This window comes from Streptomyces sp. NPDC101132, assembly GCF_044759225.1.
GTDB lineage: Bacteria > Actinomycetota > Actinomycetes > Streptomycetales > Streptomycetaceae > Streptomyces.
In genome coordinates, this window is record NZ_JBIVYX010000017.1 from 110314 (window position 1) to 130380 (window position 20067).

16 protein-coding genes are annotated in these 20067 nt (G+C 76.1%); 6 read left to right on the plus strand and 10 right to left on the minus strand.

Annotated features, from left to right (window positions below; genetic code table 11):
• Window positions 1–143: 143 nt before the first annotated feature.
• Entirely contained in the window at window positions 144–542 is a 399-nt protein-coding gene (locus ACIQUR_RS30895) for a DUF5997 family protein (protein WP_403671383.1), read from the minus strand.
• Window positions 543–600: 58 nt separating this feature from the next.
• Here ACIQUR_RS30895 and ACIQUR_RS30900 point away from each other — a divergent pair, with 58 nt between their 5' ends.
• Both ACIQUR_RS30900 and ACIQUR_RS30905 read left to right on the plus strand, forming a co-directional pair.
• Window positions 601–1446, plus strand: coding sequence for a LysR substrate-binding domain-containing protein (locus tag ACIQUR_RS30900; RefSeq protein WP_403671386.1), 846 nt, complete (start codon window positions 601–603; stop codon window positions 1444–1446).
• A 75-nt stretch (window positions 1447–1521) separates the two neighbouring features.
• Entirely contained in the window at window positions 1522–3555 is a 2034-nt protein-coding gene (locus ACIQUR_RS30905) for a glycoside hydrolase family 5 protein (RefSeq protein WP_403671390.1), read from the plus strand.
• A gap of 186 nt (window positions 3556–3741) precedes the next feature.
• On the opposite strand, the gene ACIQUR_RS30910 is transcribed toward ACIQUR_RS30905, so the two are convergent.
• Complete coding sequence (locus ACIQUR_RS30910) at window positions 3742–5247, minus strand: cellulose binding domain-containing protein (protein ID WP_403671393.1); 1506 nt, start codon at window positions 5245–5247, stop codon at window positions 3742–3744.
• A 303-nt stretch (window positions 5248–5550) separates the two neighbouring features.
• The gene (locus tag ACIQUR_RS30915; RefSeq protein ID WP_403671396.1) at window positions 5551–7209 is read right to left on the minus strand and encodes an IucA/IucC family protein; all 1659 of its coding nucleotides are present in this window, start codon (window positions 7207–7209) and stop codon (window positions 5551–5553) included.
• Window positions 7210–7220: 11 nt separating this feature from the next.
• Here ACIQUR_RS30915 and ACIQUR_RS30920 point away from each other — a divergent pair, with 11 nt between their 5' ends.
• Window positions 7221–8810: an IucA/IucC family protein gene (locus ACIQUR_RS30920; RefSeq protein ID WP_403671399.1), complete on the plus strand. Its 1590-nt coding sequence runs from the start codon at window positions 7221–7223 to the stop codon at window positions 8808–8810.
• A 458-nt stretch (window positions 8811–9268) separates the two neighbouring features.
• Window positions 9269–10534, plus strand: coding sequence for a 2,4-dienoyl-CoA reductase (locus ACIQUR_RS30925; RefSeq protein ID WP_403671402.1), 1266 nt, complete (start codon window positions 9269–9271; stop codon window positions 10532–10534).
• A 176-nt stretch (window positions 10535–10710) separates the two neighbouring features.
• On the opposite strand, the gene ACIQUR_RS30930 is transcribed toward ACIQUR_RS30925, so the two are convergent.
• The 7 genes from ACIQUR_RS30930 to ACIQUR_RS30960 form a co-directional block, all read right to left on the minus strand.
• A complete protein-coding gene (locus tag ACIQUR_RS30930; RefSeq protein ID WP_403671405.1) occupies window positions 10711–12129 on the minus strand; it encodes an MAB_1171c family putative transporter in 1419 nt (472 codons plus the stop codon).
• Between the two features lie 11 nt (window positions 12130–12140).
• Window positions 12141–13595: an NAD(P)/FAD-dependent oxidoreductase gene (locus tag ACIQUR_RS30935; RefSeq protein ID WP_403671408.1), complete on the minus strand. Its 1455-nt coding sequence runs from the start codon at window positions 13593–13595 to the stop codon at window positions 12141–12143.
• Between the two features lie 97 nt (window positions 13596–13692).
• Window positions 13693–14256 carry a toxin-antitoxin system, toxin component gene (locus ACIQUR_RS30940; RefSeq protein ID WP_403671411.1) on the minus strand — a complete coding sequence of 188 codons (564 nt, stop codon included), beginning with the start codon at window positions 14254–14256 and terminating at the stop codon, window positions 13693–13695.
• Window positions 14257–14391: 135 nt separating this feature from the next.
• On the minus strand, window positions 14392–15366 hold the full coding sequence (locus ACIQUR_RS30945; RefSeq protein ID WP_403671414.1) for a hypothetical protein: 975 nt from the start codon (window positions 15364–15366) through the stop codon (window positions 14392–14394).
• Between the two features lie 210 nt (window positions 15367–15576).
• Window positions 15577–16245 (minus strand): hypothetical protein, encoded by a 669-nt coding sequence (locus tag ACIQUR_RS30950; protein ID WP_403671417.1) that lies wholly within the window; start codon window positions 16243–16245, stop codon window positions 15577–15579.
• Between the two features lie 148 nt (window positions 16246–16393).
• Window positions 16394–16759 (minus strand): SCO0607 family lipoprotein, encoded by a 366-nt coding sequence (locus tag ACIQUR_RS30955; RefSeq protein WP_403671420.1) that lies wholly within the window; start codon window positions 16757–16759, stop codon window positions 16394–16396.
• Window positions 16760–16901: 142 nt separating this feature from the next.
• On the minus strand, window positions 16902–17243 hold the full coding sequence (locus ACIQUR_RS30960) for a hypothetical protein (protein ID WP_403671423.1): 342 nt from the start codon (window positions 17241–17243) through the stop codon (window positions 16902–16904).
• Window positions 17244–17471: 228 nt separating this feature from the next.
• On the opposite strand from ACIQUR_RS30960, the gene ACIQUR_RS30965 reads away from it, so the two are divergent.
• Both ACIQUR_RS30965 and ACIQUR_RS30970 read left to right on the plus strand, forming a co-directional pair.
• Entirely contained in the window at window positions 17472–19037 is a 1566-nt protein-coding gene (locus ACIQUR_RS30965) for a PQQ-binding-like beta-propeller repeat protein (protein ID WP_403671426.1), read from the plus strand.
• Between the two features lie 80 nt (window positions 19038–19117).
• A complete protein-coding gene (locus ACIQUR_RS30970; protein WP_403671429.1) occupies window positions 19118–19942 on the plus strand; it encodes a dienelactone hydrolase family protein in 825 nt (274 codons plus the stop codon).
• Window positions 19943–20067: the final 125 nt, after the last annotated feature.

Below are 20067 nucleotides of genomic sequence, written 5' to 3' on the forward strand. Positions count from 1 at the left end.
GGGGGGGGGGGCGGGGGCGGGCCGCGGGGCCGGGCCCGCGGGCGGGGCCCGGGGCGGGGGGGCCCCCGGGCGGCGCGGGGGGGGGGGGGGCGGGCGGGGGGCCCCCCCCCCCCCCCACGGCGGAGGGTGTGGAGGGGGGAAGGTCAGGACTCCTGGCGGCGCGCCTCACGCTCCGCGTGCAGCTTCTTCACGCGCACGGTCTCCTTGCGGACCTCGGCCTGGGTGGCGCGCTCCTTCTGCAGCCACTCCGGGTTCTCCTGCTTGATCGCCTCGATCTGCTCCGTGGTGAGCGCGTCGGTGACCCCGCCGCGGGCCAGGCCCGAGATGGAGACGCCCAGCTTGGCCGCGACCACCGGGCGCGGGTGCGGGCCGTTGGCGCGCAGCTCGACCAGCCAGGCCGGCGGCTCGGCCTGGAGCGCGCTCAGCTCGTCGCGCGTGACGACACCCTCCCGGAACTCTGCGGGGGTGGCGTCGAGGTACACACCCAGCTTCTTCGCCGCGGTGGCGGGCTTCATGGACTGGGTGCTCTGGTGCGAACTCATGGGACCAAGGATATCGAGCGCGTGCGCGGGCTCCGACCACGCCCGGTAACCTGGCCCGGTGACAGGCTCGGATACATCCCCTTCCTTCCGGCTCGCTTATGTACCGGGCGTGACACCCGCCAAGTGGGTGCGGATCTGGCGCGAGCGGCTGCCGGACGTCCCGCTGGAGCTGGTGGCGGTGCCCGCCGCGGAGGCGCAGGACGCGCTGCGCCGCGGTGACGCGGACGCGGCCTTCGTCCGGCTGCCGGTGGACCGTACGTTCCTCAGCGCGATCCCCCTCTACACGGAGACCACCGTCGTGGTCGTCCCCAAGGACCACCTGGTCGCCGCGGCCGAGGAGGTCACCCCGGCCGACCTGGCCGACGAGATCGTCTTCCACCCGCTCGACGACACCCTGGACTGGGAGCAGCCGCCCGGCAGGCCCGCGATCGAGCGTCCGGCCACCACGGGCGACGCCATCGAGCTGGTGGCCGCCGGGGTGGGCGTACTGGTCGTGCCGCAGTCCCTGGCCCGGCTGCACCACCGCCGGGACCTGACGTACCGGACGGTCACCGACGTGCCCCAGTCGCAGGTGGCGCTGTCGTGGCCGGAGGAGAAGACCACGGACCTGGTCGAGGACTTCATCGGGATCGTGCGCGGCCGGACGGTGAACAGCTCCCGGGGCCGGCAGCCGTCCGGCGGCGGGGCGGCGGACGCCGGCCGCCAGGACCGGAAGCGGCCCGGGGCGGGCGGGGACGGCCGGAAGGGGTCCGGCGGCGCCTCGGCCGCCAAGGGCGCGCGGGGCGGCTCGGGCGGTGGGCGGGGCGGTTCCGGCTCGGGCGGTGCCCGGGGCGGCCGGGCTTCCGGAGGCGCGGGCAAGGGTGCCGCGGGCGCGAAGCGCGGGAAGCCCCGACGCCGCTCCTGAACCTCTGGTCTTCCTACCAACTCGCCGGTAATTTGGCGCCGTTCGAATGTCGGACGACCTGGACGGCGGGGTGGCATGCGGGTTCTTCTGGGTACGGCGGGGGCGGTCACGGCCCTGGTGGCGGGCGGCCTCGCCGCGGCGCCGGCGGCGACGGGGGCGGCCCCGGAGGCGGGTGCGGCATCCGGCGAGGTGCGTACGGTCGTCGCCTCCGCGGCAGGTACGGCGGCCACCGCCGGAGGCACCACCAAAGCCACCGCCGGGGGCACCCCGACAGGCACCCCCGCGGGCACCCCCACGGCCGCCGCCGTCGCCACCGCCAGCGCCGCGGACTGGCGGCCGCCGCTGTCCACCCGGGGCCGGTACATCGTGGACGCCGACGGCCGGAGGTTCCGGCTGCGCGCCGCCAACTGGGACGGCGCCCAGGGCTCCTGGACCGGCTCGGGCGACATCGCCGACCCGGCGAACCACCACGCGGGGCAGGACGCACACGGCATCCCGCTCGGGCTCGACCGGGTGCCGGTCGCGGACCTGCTCGCCGACTTCCACCGGCTGGGCCTCAACAGCATCCGGCTGCCGTTCTCCAACGAGATGATCCACACCACCGCCCCGGTGCCGGACTCCGCGGTGGCGGCCAACCCGCAGCTGCGCGGCCGGACCCCGCTCCAGGTGTACGACGCGGTGGTCGGCGCGCTGACCGCGGACGGCTTCGCGGTGATTCTCAACAACCACACCCGCACCACCCGTTGGTGCTGCGGAGTGGACGGCAACGAGCGCTGGAACAGCGGCCAGAGCACCGCCCAGTGGGCCGACGACTGGGTCTTCATGGCGCGCCGCTACCGGTCCGACCCGCTGGTGGTGGGCGCCGACCTGTACAATGAGGTGCGCCGGGACGTCTGGGACGACCCGAACTGGGGCTGGGGCGACGGGCACGACTGGCAGGCGGCGGCGCAGGAGGCCGCCGACCGGATCCTCACCGAGGCCAACCCCGGCCTGCTCATCGTGATCGAGGGCATCAACTGGACCGGCATCCCGGTCGACGGCTTCCCGCACGGCCGCCCCACCCTCACGCCGGCCCGGACCCTGTCCCACACCCTGGTGGTCTCCGGGAAGCTGGTCTACTCGGCGCACTTCTACGGCTACACCGGCCCGAACCACAGCGGCGCCACCGGCCTCGGCGAGACGCACGACCCCCGCTACCAGGACCTGAGCCCCGCCGAGCTCCGCCAGGTGCTGTACGACCAGGCCTTCTTCGTGTCCGCCGAGACCGGCAGGCACTTCACCGCCCCCGTGTGGGTGAGCGAGTTCGGGATCGGCTCCGGCGAGACGGGCGAGCGGCCGCGGGCGTGGTTCGGCGCCTTCACCGAGGAACTGGTGCGCGCCGACGCCGACTTCGCGTACTGGCCGCTGGTGGGCTGGGCGGGTCACGACGACTGGGCGCTGCTCCGGTACGGGCGTTCCGGCGCCCGGTCCGGTCTGCTCGACCCGGGCGACTGGCGGGCGGCGGCGTGGGACCGGCTGCGGACCGCCCCCACCCGGACGGGGACGGTCGCGCCGGAGGCCCGCTGGCAGATGCTCACCACCGACCACCGGGACTTCGTGCAGTCGCTCCGGGTGCGGTCGCAGGGCGACTGGGACTCCGGGGCCCGCAAGGCGGCCTGCCCGGACGGCCAGCGCCTGCTGGGCCTGGGCCACGCGGGCGGCCGGGGCCTGTGCTCGGACGTGACGGCCGGGGACCTGCGGGCGGCGGGCACGGCGCAGACGGTGGTGTGGGACGAGCGGTACGTGCCGGCGGGGGGCGACTGGGCCTCGGGGTACACCAAGTTCCAGTGCCCGGCGGGGCAGTTCCTGATCGGGTACGCGCGGCGCGGCGAGCGGGTGTCGTCCGCGCTGTGCGCGCCGGCCCGGCAGGCGCTGGGGACGGCCGGGCGTACGGTCTGGTTCGACCGGGGCGACAACCGGCCGGCCGGGGCACCGGGCGGGGAGTTCGCGTCCGGCCAGTACAAGGGGCAGTGCGCGGCGGACGAGTACGCGGCGGGCATCGCGTTCACCACGCGGGTCGGCAGCCGGGGCGGGCCGGACGCGCTGCTGTGCCGGCGGGTGACCGCGTAGTCCCTGCGGGAGCGGCCCCCGCCGGCGGCGAGCGCCGCGCGCGCCTCCCGGAGCCCGGGCCCGCGGCTGCTCGCGGGCCGGGCGCCAGGCGCCGGGTTCCGGCTTCCGGCTTCCGGCTTCCGGCTTCCGGCTTCCGGCTTCCGGGGCTCGGGTGCCAGGCTCCGGGCTCCGGGCTCCGGGCTCCGGCTACCCGCGGGCCGCGAAAGCCCGGGTGAAGGCGAGCGGCGCCTGGAGGATGGACGAGCAGGTGGCGTCGGCCTGGTTCTTGGCGCCGCCGGGGCACTGCCGGTCGCGGGCCCCGGACCACATCGCCAGCCAGGCCAGGCCCTTCGAGCGGGCGAAGCCGGCCAGCTGGGTGGCGTCGTCCACGGTGAACACCTCGGTGACGACGTCGTTCACGCCGATCATGGGCGTGACGGCCACCGTCTTCCACGCGGCCGCGTCGGAGAGGCCGAGCACGCTCTTCACCTGGGCCTGGGTGGCGGTGGCCGCCTGGATCGCGTACCCGCCCATGTCGCCGCTGTAGGCCGGCCCGTAGTCCATCGCCATGATGTTGACGGCGGATATCGCGACGCCGTTGCGCTTGGCGTCGGCGAGCAGGTCGATGCCGGGCTGGGTGAGGCCCTCGGGCATCACGGGGAGCGTGAACGAGACGTCCAGGCCGGGGTGCTGGCGCTGGAGAGCGGCGATCGCCTTGGCGCGGCGGGTGTTGGCGGCAGTGTCCGGCAGGGCGGCGCCCTCGATGTCGAAGTCCACCCTGGTGAGCTTGTACGTGTCCACGACCTTGCCGTACGCGGCGGCAAGGGCGTCGGCGGAGTTGCAGACGAGGCCCAGTTCGGAGCCGGCCGCGCCGCCGAACGACACGCGGACGTCACCGCCCTTGGCGCGCAGCGCCGGGATCTGGGAGGCGACCCGGTCGTCGGCGAGGGAGGTGACCCCGCCCCAGAGGGGCGAGCAGCCACCGCCGGAGGTGATGAAGGCCAGGTTGAACTCCTTCACGCCGGTGGCGGTGACCGTGTCGAGGAGGTCGTAGGCGGGGTAGAGGGAGGTGTCGACGTACGGGGCGAAGCCGGTGGAGGCGGGACCGGTGGTGGGCCGGGTCGCCGTGGGGGTCGGCTTGACCGTGGGGGTGGCGGTGGGCTGCGCCGTGGGCTTGGTGGGGGTGGGGGTGGGCTTGCCCGTGGGCTTGGCGGTGGCGGTGGGGGCCGTGGTGGGGCGGCCGCTGGGGCGCGGTGTGGTGCCGCCGTCGGCCGAGCACTTCCGACCGTCGATCAGACAGCCGGTGGGGTTGGCGGGGGCGCCGGCGCCGGCGGTCGCGTTCGCGACGAAGCCGACCGTGACGGACTCGCCCGGCGCGAGCCCGTCACGGTCCCAGGCGGGCGGGGTGACGGTGACGTGGCGGCCGCTGACGGCCTTCTCCGCGTTCCAGAGGGAGGCCAGGGAGGTGCCGGCGGGGAGGTCGAACTCCAGGGTCCAGGAGGTGAGCGCGGAGCTGCCGTGGTTGGTCACCACGTACTGGCCGGTGTACCCGGTCTCCCAGCCGCTGGTACGGGTGAACGCGGCGCCGACGGACGCCGCCTGGGCGGTGCCGCCGAGCACGACGGCGGTGCCGCCGACCGCCGCCACGACGGCCAGGGCCGCCGCCGCCTTCGCCTTGCCGCTCGCCTTGCGGCGGTGAGAGTTGCCGGCCATGGGGTACCTGCCTGTCTGATCGGGAGGGGAGGGGGTCCCGAGGGGGGAACGAGCAGCACGCTAGCGCCCGCGAAACCGACAAATACCCAGCAGTAGGGCGGCCGTTGAGATCTTGAGGCCCCCTTAAGGAACGCATCGATCGGCGTTAAACCTCCGACGGCACGCCGCCGCCACCCGATCACCCAGCGCAACGCCTCCGGCGGGTGGAGGGTGGCGGCACGGGGCCGGGGGACGAGACCCGGACGGGGACGGGCGCGGGGACCGAGACCCGGACGGGGACGGGGACGGGCGCGGGGGCCTCCGTCAGTGGGGGCGCCGGCTCGTCGGGGGCGTGCCGGGTCGGGACGGGGGCCCGTCCGGGGCCGCGGCGGCGGCGTGGTCCAGCCAGGTCGGGGCGCCCGGGTCCGGGAGCGGGTTGCGCAGCGGGAGGTAGCGGGAGTCGGCGCCGTCCGCGTCCGTCCAGCGGAGCAGCAGGTTCGCCTTGCCCGGGAGGGTGGGTGAGGCGAGCAGGGCGGCGATCTCGGGGAGCGGGCGGCGGGCGGCGTACCGCTCCAGTTCGGCCCGTACCGCCGGCCACAGCCCGTACGCGACCGCGGGGAAGCGCTCGGCGACGGCGCCCGCGACCTCGGCGAGGTGGTTGACCAGCAGGCAGTACACCAGCCGCTCCCAGCCCGCGGCCCGGCCCACCTCGGACACCCGCTTCACGCCCTCCGGGTCCCGGAACACCGCCCGTACGGGCGTTCCGAGGCGGTCCACCGCGACGAGCGTGTTCTGGAGGTGGCACTCCAGGACCAGCCCGTGCCGTTCGAAGACCTCCAGCACCGGCGGTACGACGGCCCGCAGGTACGCCGCCCACCAGGCCCCCGGATCGGCGGCGCGGTCGAGCGGGTTGCCGTCGAAGCCCTCCGCCACCGCCGCGGGGAGGACGGCCTCGGTGCCCGGCGGGAGGTGCTGTTCCAGACCGTCCCTGAGCAGCACGGCGCAGGGTTCGAAGAGGAGGCCGTCGACCGTGCGGTACCCGCGGTCGCGCATCCAGGCGGCGGGGCTCGCCAGCGCGGCGAAGGCGTCGGCCACCTCCCGGTCCAGCTCCAGCACCCTGAGCAGGTCGTGCCGCCAGAGCCGCCGGATGTCGTTGGTGATCCTCACGTCCAGGCTGAACTTGAGGGAGAGGTCACCGGACGGCCCACCCGGCAGGTACACCGTGCGCAGGGAGGCCGTGGGCCAGGCGGTCCGGTCGGTCGTGCCGAGGCGGACGAGCCGTCCGTCGGCGAAGGCCGCGCGCAGTTCCGGCAGTTCCCGTACGAGCTCCAGCTGCCAGGGGTGGGCCGGCAGCAGCCGGTAGCCGGGCGGGGCCTCGCCGAGCGCGTCCAGGGCGGCCGTGTCGCCCTCGTCGACCAGGGCGTCCTCGCGGACCCCGAGCAGGGCCAGGGGGAATCGGGCGTACGCCTCGGGGGCGTACGGGAGCCAGCCGGCGGCCGGCCCGCCGCCGCGCGCCTTGGGCGCCGGATGGCAGGGGTGCCCGCCGATCAGGGACTGCTCGGACCGGATCCAGAGGTCCTCGGGAGCGCGGGCGGGGTCCCGGGCGGCCAGGATCGCGGCCACCACCTCGCGGCTGTCGGCCATCTCGGCGCCGAGCGTGCCGTTGTCCCGGCCGGTGGCCTTCCGCATCTCCCCCTCCGCGAGGGCGACCACCCCCGCGTGGTCCAGCGGCGTCCAGTCCCGGCCGTTCCACAGCGCGGGTTCGCCCGGACGGTGGGGGCCGCGCACCCGCAGCAGGCTCCCGCTCGGGCGGAGCCGGTAGACCCGGCGGCCGTGCCCGTCCGCGGCTTCGGCGGCCCGCTCGGGGTGGCACGGCTCGGCGGGGCCGGCCGGCTCGGCCAGCTCGCGCAGCAGACAGGTGAGGAGGGGGGCGAGGGCCAGGGTTTCGGCCGTCCGCACGGTGGTGTCGGGGATCGCGTTCATCACCGTTCAGTATGTGTAACGTCGCAGCTCCATGCGTTCCAGGAGGGCAACACGTGATCAAGACCGCCGCCGAGCGATCCCTCGCCGCGGAACTCCGCGAGGTGCGGCCCGACTTGCTCGGGCCGTACGCCGACGCGCTTCCCGGGGCCAGGGCGGCGGTGCTGTCCCGGCTGTGGCGGGGGCTGGTCCACGACCCGCTGCCGTGGGTCGCCGGGCGGGGTGCCGCGGGCGGTGCGGTGGTGCTGCGGCTGGTGGACGGACGGCGGCTGAGCGGCCCGCCCCGCGACCCCTGGGCGACGGCTCCGCTCGCCGGACCGGTCGAGCTGGAGGGGGTCCCGTACGACCATCCGGCGCTGCTGCTGCGGGCCCTCGGGGTGCCGCGGGGCGAGGACTTCGCGGCGGAGCTGGACGGGAGCGTGGCCTCCCTGGCCCTCTCGCGCACGGCCGGCGCGGACGGCACGGCTGACGGTGGGTCGGACGGCGCGCCGGGGGCCGCGTGGGAGTGGGAGCAGCGGGTGACGGACGGTCATCCGTACCATCCCGGCTGCCGTTCGCGCCCCGGGTTCACCGCCGCGGAGCAGCTGGCGTACGCGCCCGAGCACCGGCAGGTGGTGGGGCTGCCGCTGGTTCCGGTGACGGAGCCGGTGCTGGTCGGGCGGTGGCCGCGGGGGCTGCGCGACGGTGAGCGGGTGCTGGTGCCCGTACACCCGTGGCAGGCGGCGCACGTGCTGAAGGAGCCCGTGCGGGGCCCGCTGCTGGCGGCGCGGCCGCTGCTGTCGCTGCGCACGCTGGAGGCGGCCGGGGAGGTGGCGGGGGCCGGGACGGCGCTGCACGTGAAGACGGCGCTGAGCACGCGGCTGACCTCGTCCGTGCGGGACATCTCGGCGTACTCGGTGGAGAACGCGGCGGTGCTGTCGGAGTTCGTGGAGGCGATGGCGGCGCGCCTGGAGGGCCGGCTGCACGTCACGCGCACCGTGGCGGCGGTGGGGGCGCCGGCGCCGGACCTGGCCGCGGTGCTGCGGGAGGCGCCCGACGTGTACGCGGACCGGGGTGCCGGGGAACGGGTGGTGCCGGTGGCCTGTCTGGCGGAGTTCGTCGCCGGCACGGTGCCGGCGGGCGAGCGCCGTGCCTGGCGGGAGGCGTTCGCCGGGCTGGTGCTGGAGGTGGGTCTGCGGCTGCTGGGCCTTGGGGTGGCCCTGGAGGCGCACGGGCAGAACCTGCTGCTGGTGGTGGACGCGGCCGGGCGGCCGGCCCGGCTGGTCTACCGCGACCTGGCGGACATCCGGATCAGCCCGGCCCGGCTGGCCCGGCACGGCATCCCGCTGCCGCCGCTCACCGCCCGCCAGCAGACGGACGACCCGGTCGCGCTGCGGCGCAAGCTGTTCGGCGGCCTGCTGTCGGGGGCGCTGGGCCCCCTCGCCGGGGACACGGAGACGCTGGGCACGCTGCTGGCGGCCGGCACCGCCGCCATGCCCTGCGGGGACGACCTGCACGCGCTCACCTCCGAACCGCTGCCGGTGAAGGCCCTGACCCTGATGCGGCTCAGCGAAGCGGGGGGCGACCAGTGGACGGGCCTGCCGAACCCCCTGGCGGGGGGCTGAATCCCGGTCTCGGCGCGGCCGCGGACGAGGTCGGGACGGCAGGCGTGGCGAGCCCTCGCGCTGCTCCCCGCACACAGGGGCAGCCGGCACGGGGTTCGCCGCGGACCGGACCATGTCCGGTTCCGGTCTGGACAAAGCGCTGCTCGGCATGGCCACGGGAGACCGTCCGGCAGCGATCACCGGGCGGTGGTCCTTCCACGGCCCCGCGGACCGGGAGGGGTGCGCGTACGCCGACGACGCGTTCACGCACGGCCGCACGCTGGTCCTCCCGGCCGGAGACGCCCCGGACGGCTGCGGCGGCGCGGCGGAACTGCTGCGCGGGGAGGCGGAAATGCCGCCGCAGGACCGGCGTGGCGTTCACCACCGGGGGGTATGTTGTGTCGCCGCGCGCGGGTGCTTGGGGAAGCATTCGCGCCAGCCTTCTCGCCATCAGGTGAACGTGAGTGGGGGACATCGACTTGGACGACCTCTTTTCGCCGCTGAGACTGCCCAACGGCAGCATGCTCGCCAACCGCCTCTGCAAGGCGGCCATGGAGGAGTGCCTCGCGGGGCCCGGACAGCTGCCGGACGCCCGGATCGAGCGGCTCTACCGCCGGTGGGCCGAGGGCGGCGCCGGACTGCTGATCACCGGCAACGTCATGATCGACCGGCGGGCACTGACCTCGCCGGGCACCATCGTCCTGGAGGACGACTCGCCCCTGGAGCCCTTCCGCCGCTGGGCGGACGCCGCGCGGGCGGGCGGCGCCCGGGTGTGGATGCAGATCAACCACCCCGGGCGGCAGGTCGGTTCGGACATGCCGGGGGTGTCCTGGGGGCCGTCCGAGGTGCCGGTTGACCTCGGGAAGCTGAGCCACCGCTTCGCCCCGCCCAAGGAGATGACGGCCGGGGAGATCGAGGAGACCGTGGACCGGTTCGCGCGGACGGCCGCGCGGGCCGAGGCCGCGGGCTTCGACGGCGTACAGATCCACGCCGCCCACGGCTACCTCCTCAGCCAGTTCCTCTCCCCGCTGGTCAACCGTCGGACCGACCGGTGGGGCGGCTCGCCGGAGGGGCGGGCACGGCTGCTGGCCGAGGTGATCCGGGCCGTGCGGGCGCGCGTGGCGCCGGGCTTCGACATCGGCGTCAAGATCAATTCCTCGGACTTCCAGCGCGGGGGCTTCGGCACCGAGGACGTCGCGGCGCTGCTGGGGCTGCTCGGGGAGCTGGACATCGACCTGCTGGAGCTGTCGGGCGGCAGCGTCGAGAGTCCGGTGGCCACCGTCGCGGACGGTGCCGCCGACCGGCGGCCGCTGGCGCGCGAGGCGCGGTTCCTGCCCTTCGCCGAGGAACTCCTGGCGGCGGCTCCCCCGGTGCCGCTGATGCTCACCGGCGGTATCGCCCGGCGCGAGGTGGCCGAGGGCGTCCTGGCCAAGGGGGTGGCGGTGGCCGGAATGGCGGGCGTGCTCGCGCTCTCCCCCGACCTGCCGAAGCGGTGGGCCGCCGGGGAGGACGCCACCGCGCGGGTGGAGGGGCTGCGGCTGCCGGTGCGGGACACGTCGTGGCGGGCGGCCACGCACCTGGCGGTGGTACGCCGCCACCTGCACCGGCTGGCCGAGGGCCGCCGCCCGCGCCGCACCGTCTCCGCCGGGCTGACGCTCGTACGCGACCTGGCCGGGCACCGCCGCCTGGTCCGCCGCTACGGCGCCTGGCTGTCCGGCCGGCCGGCCGGCACGGCGAAGGGCTAGCGGGCCGGCAGCCGCCGGTGCCCGCCCGCGCCACCGGTTGACGGCACGGAAAGCCCGCCCCGTGGGCACCGTGCGCGGGAGCCACGTCGGGCGCTGCGGGCCATCACGCCGGCAACCGGCACCCGGGACGCCAGACCGGCGTCGGGCAGGACACGGCCTGGGCCCCGCTCCGGGGTTCAGGCGGAGGGGCCGGACGCGCGGGACGCCTCCCGGCGGGCGGCGGCGACCACCGGGGAGCGGCGGAACTCGGCGGCGAGGGCGGCCAGCGGACGCGAGCCGAGCCGCGCCTCGACGCCGGGACCGGGCTCCTGGCGGCCGTCCGGCCCGGGGGCCGCTGCGTCACCGCGCGCGGCCGACGGGGCGGCGCCGGAGCCGTACGTATCCGAGGCCGCGCCCCGGCCGGACGTGTCCCGGACCGCGCCCCGGCCGGACGTGTCCCGGGCCGCGCCCGGGCCGTACGTATCCCGGGCCGCGCCCGGGCCGGACGTGTCCCGGGCCGCGTCGGGGCCGTACCTGTCCCGGGCCGCGCCCGGCGCAGGCGTGCCCCGGACCGGCGGCGGCCCGCATCGGCGGGCCGCCGCCGCGGCCAGCATGGCCGCGTCCGCCACCGTCGCGGCGTCCGCGGGGGCCAGGCCCTGGGCGAGGGCGGCGTGCAGGGCGCGGGCCCGGACCGGCGCCTCGCAGTACGGGGTCAGGGCCAGGATGGCGTCGTTGATGACCGACTCGCGGTGGATCAGCCGGATGCCCACCGGCGACCACCACTTCAGCGGCACCGTGGCCGCCCCTGGGCCGGCCGGTCCGCCCAGCGCCTTGCACAGCGGCCGCAGCGCGCGGTACTGGCTGTAGTCCCGCCAGGCCGACGACGCCCCCACCAGCGGTACGAGGAACCCCGCGCCGACCAGCACCGCCGCGCCCGAGGCCAGCGGCGGGGCGAGGTCCGTCGAGAGCGCGTCCCAGTCCCGTCCGGCCCAACGCGCGCCCACCGCGGCCCACTTGGCCGCGAGGTAGCCGAGGTCGAGGAGCCCGCCCAGTGCCAGCAGGGCCAGCCCGCCGCGGAGCGAGCGCATGGCCGGCCGTACCCGCCGCAGCCACTTCCACGACAGCACGGTCAGCGTGGCGCTGCCGGCCGAGTGGGCCAGCAGGTACAGGACGATCATCTCGCGGACGTACGGGGTGTTCGCGTAGTACGTGTCCAGGTCGCGCACCCGCTCGACCTCCGCGTCCCCGGCGGCGAACGCGGCGACGATCAGCACCGTCACCGCCGCGGTCGCCGCCACGGTCAGGCGCGTGCCGCGTCTGATGGCGGCCGGGTCCGTCCCGCTCCAGTGCAGGACCAGCACGATGCAGGAGCCGGAGAAGGCGGTGAGCACCCCGTAGACCAGCGGCGCGGCGCAGTTGGGGATCCCGGTGAGCCGGTTGACGGCCACGATGGTGGGCGGCGCGGCGAGGAACAGCACCAGGCAGCCGACCACGAGCAGCACGCACACGGCGCGCATCATCGGCCGGTGCCAGTCCCGCCGCAGGGCCGGCGCCTTGACGAGCAGGGCGAGCGTGAGCAGCGCGCCCGGGGCGTAGAGCAGGATGCCGCTGTCCACCTAGGGGCACCTCATCGGGGGCTGCTCGCCGACTCGCCGGCGGCCAGGCCGGCGACGGAGCGCTCGGCGGCCGTGAGCGGGGCACTGGTGTGGGCGGGGGTGCCGGCGGGGCGCAGCACGCGGGCCAGGGTGCGCGGGCGGACCCAGTCGGCCGGGGACTCGGTCATGGTGATGACGCGCAGGAAGGCGGCGGTGAGTTCCTCCTGGTGGGTGGCGCCGGTCATGAGCCGGTCGACGTACCAGTTGAGGAGCCCGGAGCCGGGCCGCGGCCGCATGCCGGTGGCGCCCGGGTAGAGGATGTCCTGCGAGGTGGCCAGCTCCCAGGCGACGGTCGCGGGCCCGGCGATGGCGCGCTGTGCCTGGCGGGTGAACTCGGGGTCGGTCACGGGTCTGCTGCGCAGGATCTCCCGGACGGCGAGGAGTCCCTGGGCTGCGACGGTCATGCCCTGGCCGTACAGCGGGTTGTACGTGGCGACGGAGTCGCCGACGGCGAAGAAGCCGGCCGGCAGCTCCGCCTTCTCGAAGTAGCTGCGCCGGTTGGCGTTGCCCTGGGTGACGGCGACCTCGGCGGCGGTCCGGCCGCCGTCGCGGGCGGTGCGGGCGAGCGGGGTCTGGCGTTCGAGGATGTCGCCGACGACGGGGTCGCGCAGGCTCTTGGCGAACGGCACGAAGGCGTCGGGGTCGGCGGTGGGCTGGCCGCCGCGGGTGCCGGAGAGCGTGGCCTGCCAGATGCCGTCCTCGATGGGCACGATGGTGGCGGTCCGGCCGGGCACCGGCACGCGGGGGTCGGACTGGACGTTGACGATGGGGAAGCCGGTCTCGTGGGCGCCGGGCGGGGCCTGGTAGAGGCGGGTCGCGTAGACGAGCCCGGAGTCGACCTCGGCCTGGCGGACGCCGCGCACGCCGAGGTCGGCCAGCCAGCGCAGGGCGCGGGAGCCGCGGCCGCTGGCGTCGACGACGACGTCGGCGGGCAGGCGTACGTCCTGCTCGTCCGGGGTGTCGACGCGGACGCCGGTGACCGCGCGGCGGGAGCCTTCCAGCGCGCGTACGGTGCTGCGCCGCAGCAGGGTGACGCCGTCGAGGGCGGTGACGCGGGTGCGGACCACCCAGTCGAGGAGGTCGCGGCTGCAGGAGATGTTGAACTGGTGCTCGCCGAACCGGGGTATCCAGCCCTGGGCGGTCATCGTGACCAGGTCGGTGGGCAGGCTGCGGCGGAGCGCGCCGGCCGCCGTCCAGGCGTCGGTGACGCCGGGCAGGATCCGCTCGACGGCCCGGGCGCCCGCGGACCACATGACGTGGACGTGGCGGGCCTGCGGGAGGCCGCGGCGGGGCGCGGGGCGGTCGGGGAGTTCGTCCGCGTCGATGACGGTCACCGTGGCGTGGGCGGCCAGGACGGCCGCGGCGAGCAGTCCGGCCATGCTGCCGCCGATCACGACGGCGTGCGGGGTCGCTGTGGTGCTGTTCATCGTGCGGGGCTCTCTTTCGCTGCGCCGAGTTCGGGGACGGGTGTGGGGGACGGGGGTTCGGCGGAGCGTAAGGTCGGCGGGCGGTCGGCGGGCACCGTCAGTGCCCCCCGCCGAGTGAGGTGCGGATCCGCTCGATGGCGGGCGGCACCTGCTCCTCCTCGGGTGCGGGGAGGAGGCAGGTGAGGTGTCTGGCCATGAAGAGGCCGAACGTTTCGGCCCGGTCCTCCGCCGGGTTGTCGTGTCCGGCGCGGGCGGCGGCCTGCTGGACGACGGCGCGCAGGCCCTGTTCCGTGCCGAGCAGGGCGCCGAGGTCGGCGTCGCTGCCGGCCAGCCGGGCGGCCACGGAGAGGCCGGGGCCGTGGCTGTTGCAGGTGCCTTCGAGGATGTGCCACAACTCGTGGCAGGCGATGACCAACTGGTGTCCCGGCCGGGTGCGTTCCTCTATGACGATCAGGTCGCGGTCGGCGAGCTGGAGCCAGAGGCCGCTGGCGGTGGCGACGGGGAAGCGGCTGAAGCGGTGGTCGACGGGGCGCCCGCCGCGGCGCCGTGCGAAGGCCTCGCACAGGCCGGCGATGATGGTGCCGGCGTCGGCGGGGCGGGGCAGCCGGGTGTCGGCGAGCAGCCGCCTGCGCAGTGCGCGCATCTCGCGCGTGACCCTCATCGGGTGCCTCCCCCCGTCCCGTCCTTCCGGAGTCCGCACGTCCGGAACAACCGCAACGTCCCACGGGCCTTCGGGCGCGCGGGCCCTCCCGGCGCGCGCTCCCCCGCCCCGGCCGCTAACCGGCCGTGTGCCCGGCTACTCATCGGTGATCCCCTCACTGGCCAGCAGGTTCTTGAGGTGGGCCGCGAGGTCCCGGCGGCCGCGGGGCGAGAGGTTGCTGGCCCGCATGGCGATGTGCAGCAGCTCGTAGTCGCGCTTGAGCTTCTCCAGCGGGTCCTCGGCCGCCCGGGCCGCGGTGCGGCGCAGCCCGGCGGCCACGTGGTTCAGGGCGCGGCGCAGGGCGGTGGGTGCGTCGGCGAGGAGGAAGCCGCCGTCGACGCCGAAGAAGCGCTGGATGCCCGCGGCGACCGCGAGGCTGGGCAGGCTGTCGTCCTCGTCCACGTTGAGCTTGCTCAGGGACTGGGCGGTGGCGGAGAAGGAGGCGGCGATCTCCCTGAGGGAGTACGGCTCCCCGTCGGGCCCGGGCCGGGTGGCGCGCAGCAGCCGGAACCGGGTGCGGACGCGGCGGGGCAGGGGCAGGCCGCCGCCTTCGCCGGCGAGGGCACGGGCGACGCCGGCCGGGGCGATGCCGGTGAGGTGGCCGATCCGGCCGATCTCGGCCGGGGTGCAGGGCGGCACGATGCCGGAGGCGGCGAGGGCGTGTTCCACGGCGCTGCGGTCGTCGGCCACGAGGAAGCCGGCGTAGACCCCGAAGAAGGACTGGATGCCCTCGGCGTGCCGGAGCCCGGGCAGTCCGGAGCCGCCGTTGAGCGCCCCGAGGGAGGCGCCGCGGGCGGCGAAGTGGCGGGCGATGGCGTCGAGGCTGTGGCGGGCGCCGTCCGGGCGCCTCCTGCTGTGGCGGAGTTCCGTGAAGCGCTCGCGGACCTGCCGGTCGAGGGGGAGCCCGGTGTCCCGGCCGTCGCGTACGGCTTCGACGCGGCCGGCGGGTATGCCGGTGAGGGCGGACAGCCGGGCGGCCCCCAGCACCTCGCCGGGGTCCTCGCCCTGCTCCGCGGCGAGCGTGGCCACGGTGTCCCAGAGTTCCCCCAGGGGCGGCAGGGCTTGGCGCACCGGCTGCTCTCCTGTGGGTCGGGTGGGGGTGGGGCAACGGGGTTGAGCTGCGAGAAGCCTAACGGGAGGGGGCCTGCCGAACCAGGCCTGCCGTAAACCTTCTTGAGGTCACCCCACGAAACTTGAGACGCCGCCGGCGCCGGCCCGCCCCCGCGCACCCGCCACCGGGCCCTCCCGGCAACAGCCCGGCAGCAGCCCGAAGAGGCGCGGCTAGAGCAGCCTGGACAGGTCCTCGCCCCAGTAGGCGAGGGTGTCGATCGCCCGCCACTTGTGGTGGCCGTCGGTCAGGGCGAGGTGGCGTACGAGCACCCGGTGGGCCGGTGTCCGCTCGGCCAGGGCCGGCAGCGCGAGCAGCGGGAGGAGCAGGCCCTGGGCGGCCTCGCGGACGTCGCGGGACCGGTCGTCCAGGAAGGGCAGGACCGCGTCGTGCAGCTCCGGCGCCAGGGCCAGCAGTGCGTCGACGTCCTCCTGTTCGCCGTACGGGGCGTGCTGCTGTGCTGCGGCGTCCTGGACCACGTCCCCCAGCCAGTTGAGCAGGCCGGCGCGGAGCGGGTACGGGGTCTGCTCGCCCTCCTCGGCCTCCTCCACGGGCACCCGGTCCTTGACGAGCGCGAGGGTCCTGGGGTCGCCGAGGACGGCCGCGACGTACCGGGCGGCGGGAGCGGCGGCGCTGGAGACGACGTTCCCGTGCCAGACGGCTTCCATGAGCTCCCGGAGGGCGTGGCCCTGCTCCCGGGGGTCGTCGGCCAGCAGCCGCAGCAGTATGTCCTCGGTCGGCGGGGCCACGTCGGAGAAGCAGTTCTCCACCGCGTCCCAGTCCGTCAGCCCCAGCAGTGCGTGCGGGTCGACGTGCCCGTCGCGCCCCTCGTTCGTCTCCATGGGGCCAGTGTGGCGGGCCCCTGTGACAGCGCCGGCCCCGGCCGCCGGTCCCGCGCGGGGCGGTTGCCCCCGGCTCGCCCCGCCATCCGTACGGCCGCGCCGGTGTGCCGGAGGCCCGGCGCGGGGGCGCCGGGTCCGCCCCGGGGCATCAGCCCTGGCCGCCGGTGCCGTCCGTCCCGCCGGAGACGATGTTGCCCTTCTCGTCCACCACGACCTTGCTCCAGTAGTCGTCCCACTTGTCGCCGACGTGCTCCGGCACCTTCCCCTCGGGGTAGCGGACGTAGCCCGCGGGCGGCTCCTCGCCGTCCGGCACGCAGTCCTGGCCGGTGGTGTTGCCCACCGCCTTCACCGGGTACCGGCCGCCGCCGCAGACCCGGTCCGCGCCCGTGCCGCAGCCGGTGGCGAACAGCGCCGTCACCAGGCCGGCGACGGCGAGGTAGGTGAGCGACTGGCGGGAGGCGCGGACGGCGCCGGTCGCGTCGGCGGACCCGCGCGCTCCTCGGTTCTGCAGCATGATCGGTGACCTTTCTCGTCGGTGCGGCAAGTCTCGGGCCGGCGCCGGGACTTCCGCCATGAGTACCGGTACTCACTTCCGTCCCGGTACCCACGTGCGCACCAGGGCGGAGCGGCGGAGGTCCGGCCTCCGCCCTGCGCCCCTACCCGCGCGTCTCCGCCTCGTCCAGCATCATCTGCGCCGGCGTGATCCGCAGGTGGCAGTAGTCGCGGCGGCCCTTCTCGTGGGCGAGGGTGACCAGCCAGCTGCCGCCGGCGGTGAGGTACGCCCGGCGGCGCGGACGGTCGCCGGGGCGGTCCGGCCGCGCCATCCAGTCGGGCAGGTACGCGCCGGCCAGCTCCCGGGCCCGGTCCGCCGCCGTCTCCGGACCTGCCACCGGCTCGCTCACCGCGAGGCTCCAGTGCTCGGTCTCGATCTGCCGGTGGTCCAGCCACCGTTCGAGAGTGCGGGTCTCCTCGACGAGGACGTGCCAGGTGTTCGTCATGCGGCGAGGCTACGCACCATGATCGCCCGGGCCAACGGAGTTGAGCCTTATTTGCGGTTGGCACCGTGCGGAAACCCCGTGACCGGTGCCGGCCGCTGTCCGGTGACAGCCGTCCGGTGGCCGGAAGTGGCGGTGGGGCGGCCTCCGGGCCGCTGCCGCTGGAACACTGGGGCCGCTCACCGGACCGGGCCACCGCCCGCTCCGGGCCGTCACACGAGGGGGGAACCGATGGACCAGCCCTGGTACGAGCCACCGAAGGCACCGCCGCCGGGCGCGGACGGTGCCGGGGACAACCCGTACGCGCGGAGCGCCGGACCCTGGGGCGGCCCCTCCTGGCAGCCGCAGGACCCGCCCCCGCTGGCCTCGGCCTGCCCCTCCCGGCGCCGGACCGCGGTCCTCGCCGGCGCCGCCGCCCTCGCGCTGGTGCTCCTGGGCGCGGGGCTGTACGCCGGCCTCGGCGGCGGCTCCGGGAAGCGGGGCGGCGGCGCGGACCGGACCGCCGGACCCACCGTCGCGGCCCGGCCGCCCGCCGGGCCGCAGGCCCCCTCACCGTCCTCCGGCGGCGCGGCGCCCGGCCTGGGCGCCGACATCAACATCGGCCGGGCGGCCGGCGAGGCCCGCGCCTGGGCGTTCGCCAACGACCTCGACGTACCGGACAACACCCACCTGTACGACCTGTGGTTCGCCGGTGACACCGTGGTCCAGGCCGCGTACACCGAGGTGACCGCCCTGAGGACGGCCGACGGCACCAAGGCGTGGGGCCTGAGGCTGCCCGCCCCGGTCTGCGACACCCCGGTCGGCACCACGCCCGACGGGAAGGTGGTCGTCGCCTACAGCAACGGGGGCGGCACCGCCGGCGGCCCGGGCCGCCGCTGCGACCACCTGATGATGATCGACCTGAAGACCGGGAAGCCCGGCTGGACCAGGAAGCTCACCTCGGAGGACTCCTCGGACAGCCTCCTGACCGTGCACCTCGCGATCAGCGGGGACACCCTCATGGTCGGCCGGTTCATGTCCGCCGACGCCTACCGGGTGAGCGACGGCGCGCCCCTGTTCGTGTCGCGGAAGGAGAACCCGGGCGGCTGTTACCCCGACGACGTGGCCGGCGGCGTCCGCCTGCTCCAGGTCGACCACTGCGGGATCACCGGGAAGACCCCGCAGGACCAGATCAAGGAGCTCGACCCCCGCACCGGGAAGGTGAAGTGGCGCTTCCGGCTGCCGACCGGGCAGAAGCTGTGGAAGGTCCTCTCCGTCGACCCGGTCGTGGTCGTCGCGCAGGACCGGACGGACATCGGGAAGTGGACGGCCGTGGTGCTCGACTCCGCCGGCCGCCGGCGCACGGTGATCGACCCCGGCGACCGGGGGCTCGACCCGTGCGACGAGGGGGACTCCGGGGAGGGCGTGCAGAACTGCCGGGGGCCGCTGGTCGGCGGCGGCATGCTGTACGCGTCCACGGAAGGGCGGCTGGGGGCCTTCAGCCTGGCCACCGGGAAGTTCGCGTGGGGGCGGAAGGTGGAGGCGTACCGTCCGTTCCTGCCGCTGAAGGCCGAGGGCGGCACGCTCGTCGCGTACGTGGGCGCCACCTCGCAGCAGCCGGGGCGGACCCTGCGGCTCGGCCCCGGCCCCACGAAGGTCACCGTGCTGATGCGGCACACGTCCTCGGCGCGGGCCCCGGAGCAGGAGATGCTCGGGGGAAACGTGGCGTACGCCGCCGGCCGCGTCTTCGTGACCGACTCCCTGATGGACGGCGACGACCGGCAGCAGGTGATCCGCATGCTGTCCTTCGGCGACTAGGCCCGCTCCCTGCCGGTACCGTCCCTTCCCGAACCAGCCCGACTTCCCCGTCCCTCCCGGAAGACGAAAGGCGGTACCCGGTGGCCGACCACGACCTCAAGGGCTTCACGCGCGAGGAGTTCACCCACGACGGCACCACCCACGAGGTCCTGCGGCACGGCTCAGGACCGGCCGTGATCGTGATGGCGGAGATCCCCGGCATCACGCCGAAGGTGCTCGCGTTCGCCGAACGCGTCGCCGCGCTCGGCTGTACGGCGGTGCTGCCCGTGCTCTTCGGCAGACCCGGCCGCGACCCGCACCCGGACGCCCACGGCCGGCTGGCCGGCTTCGCGTACGCCGCCTCGTCCCTCGCCTCGGTGTGCGTCAGCCGGGAGTTCACGGTGCTGGCCACCGGCCGCTCCTCGCCCGCCGTGGCCTGGCTGCGGGCGCTGGCGGCGCACGAGCACGGGCGGTGCGGCGGGCCGGGCGTCGGCGCGGTGGGCATGTGCTTCACCGGCGGGTTCGCGCTGGCCATGGCCACGGACGACCGGCTGCTCGCCCCGGTGCTCTCGCAGCCCTCGCTGCCCGTGCCGTGGACCCGGAGACAGGCCGGCGGCATCGACATCTCGGCCGAGGAGCTGGCGGTGGTGCGGGACCGCTGCGAGCGGGACGGGCTGCGCGTGCTCGGCCTGCGGTTCCGCGGTGACCGGTTCGTGCCGGGCGACCGGTTCGCGTACCTCAGGCGGGAGCTGGGCGAGGGCTTCGTCGCGGTGGAGCTGGATCCGCGGCACGCCAATCCCCAGGGCGTGCTGCCGCCGCACTCGGTGCTCACCGAGCACCTGGTCGACCGGCCCGGCGAGCCGACCCGGGCCGCCCTGGACCAGGTGCTCGACCACCTGAGGAGCCGGCTGCTGCCGGCCGCGTGACCTCCGCCGGGCCCGGCCGCGCGGGGCCCGCCGCCGCCGGAGACCGGGGGCCCGCCGCCGGAGACCCGGGGGCCGCCTGCCCTGCTGCCCCCGCCCTCCCCCGCCCCCCCGGCGCGCGCACGGCG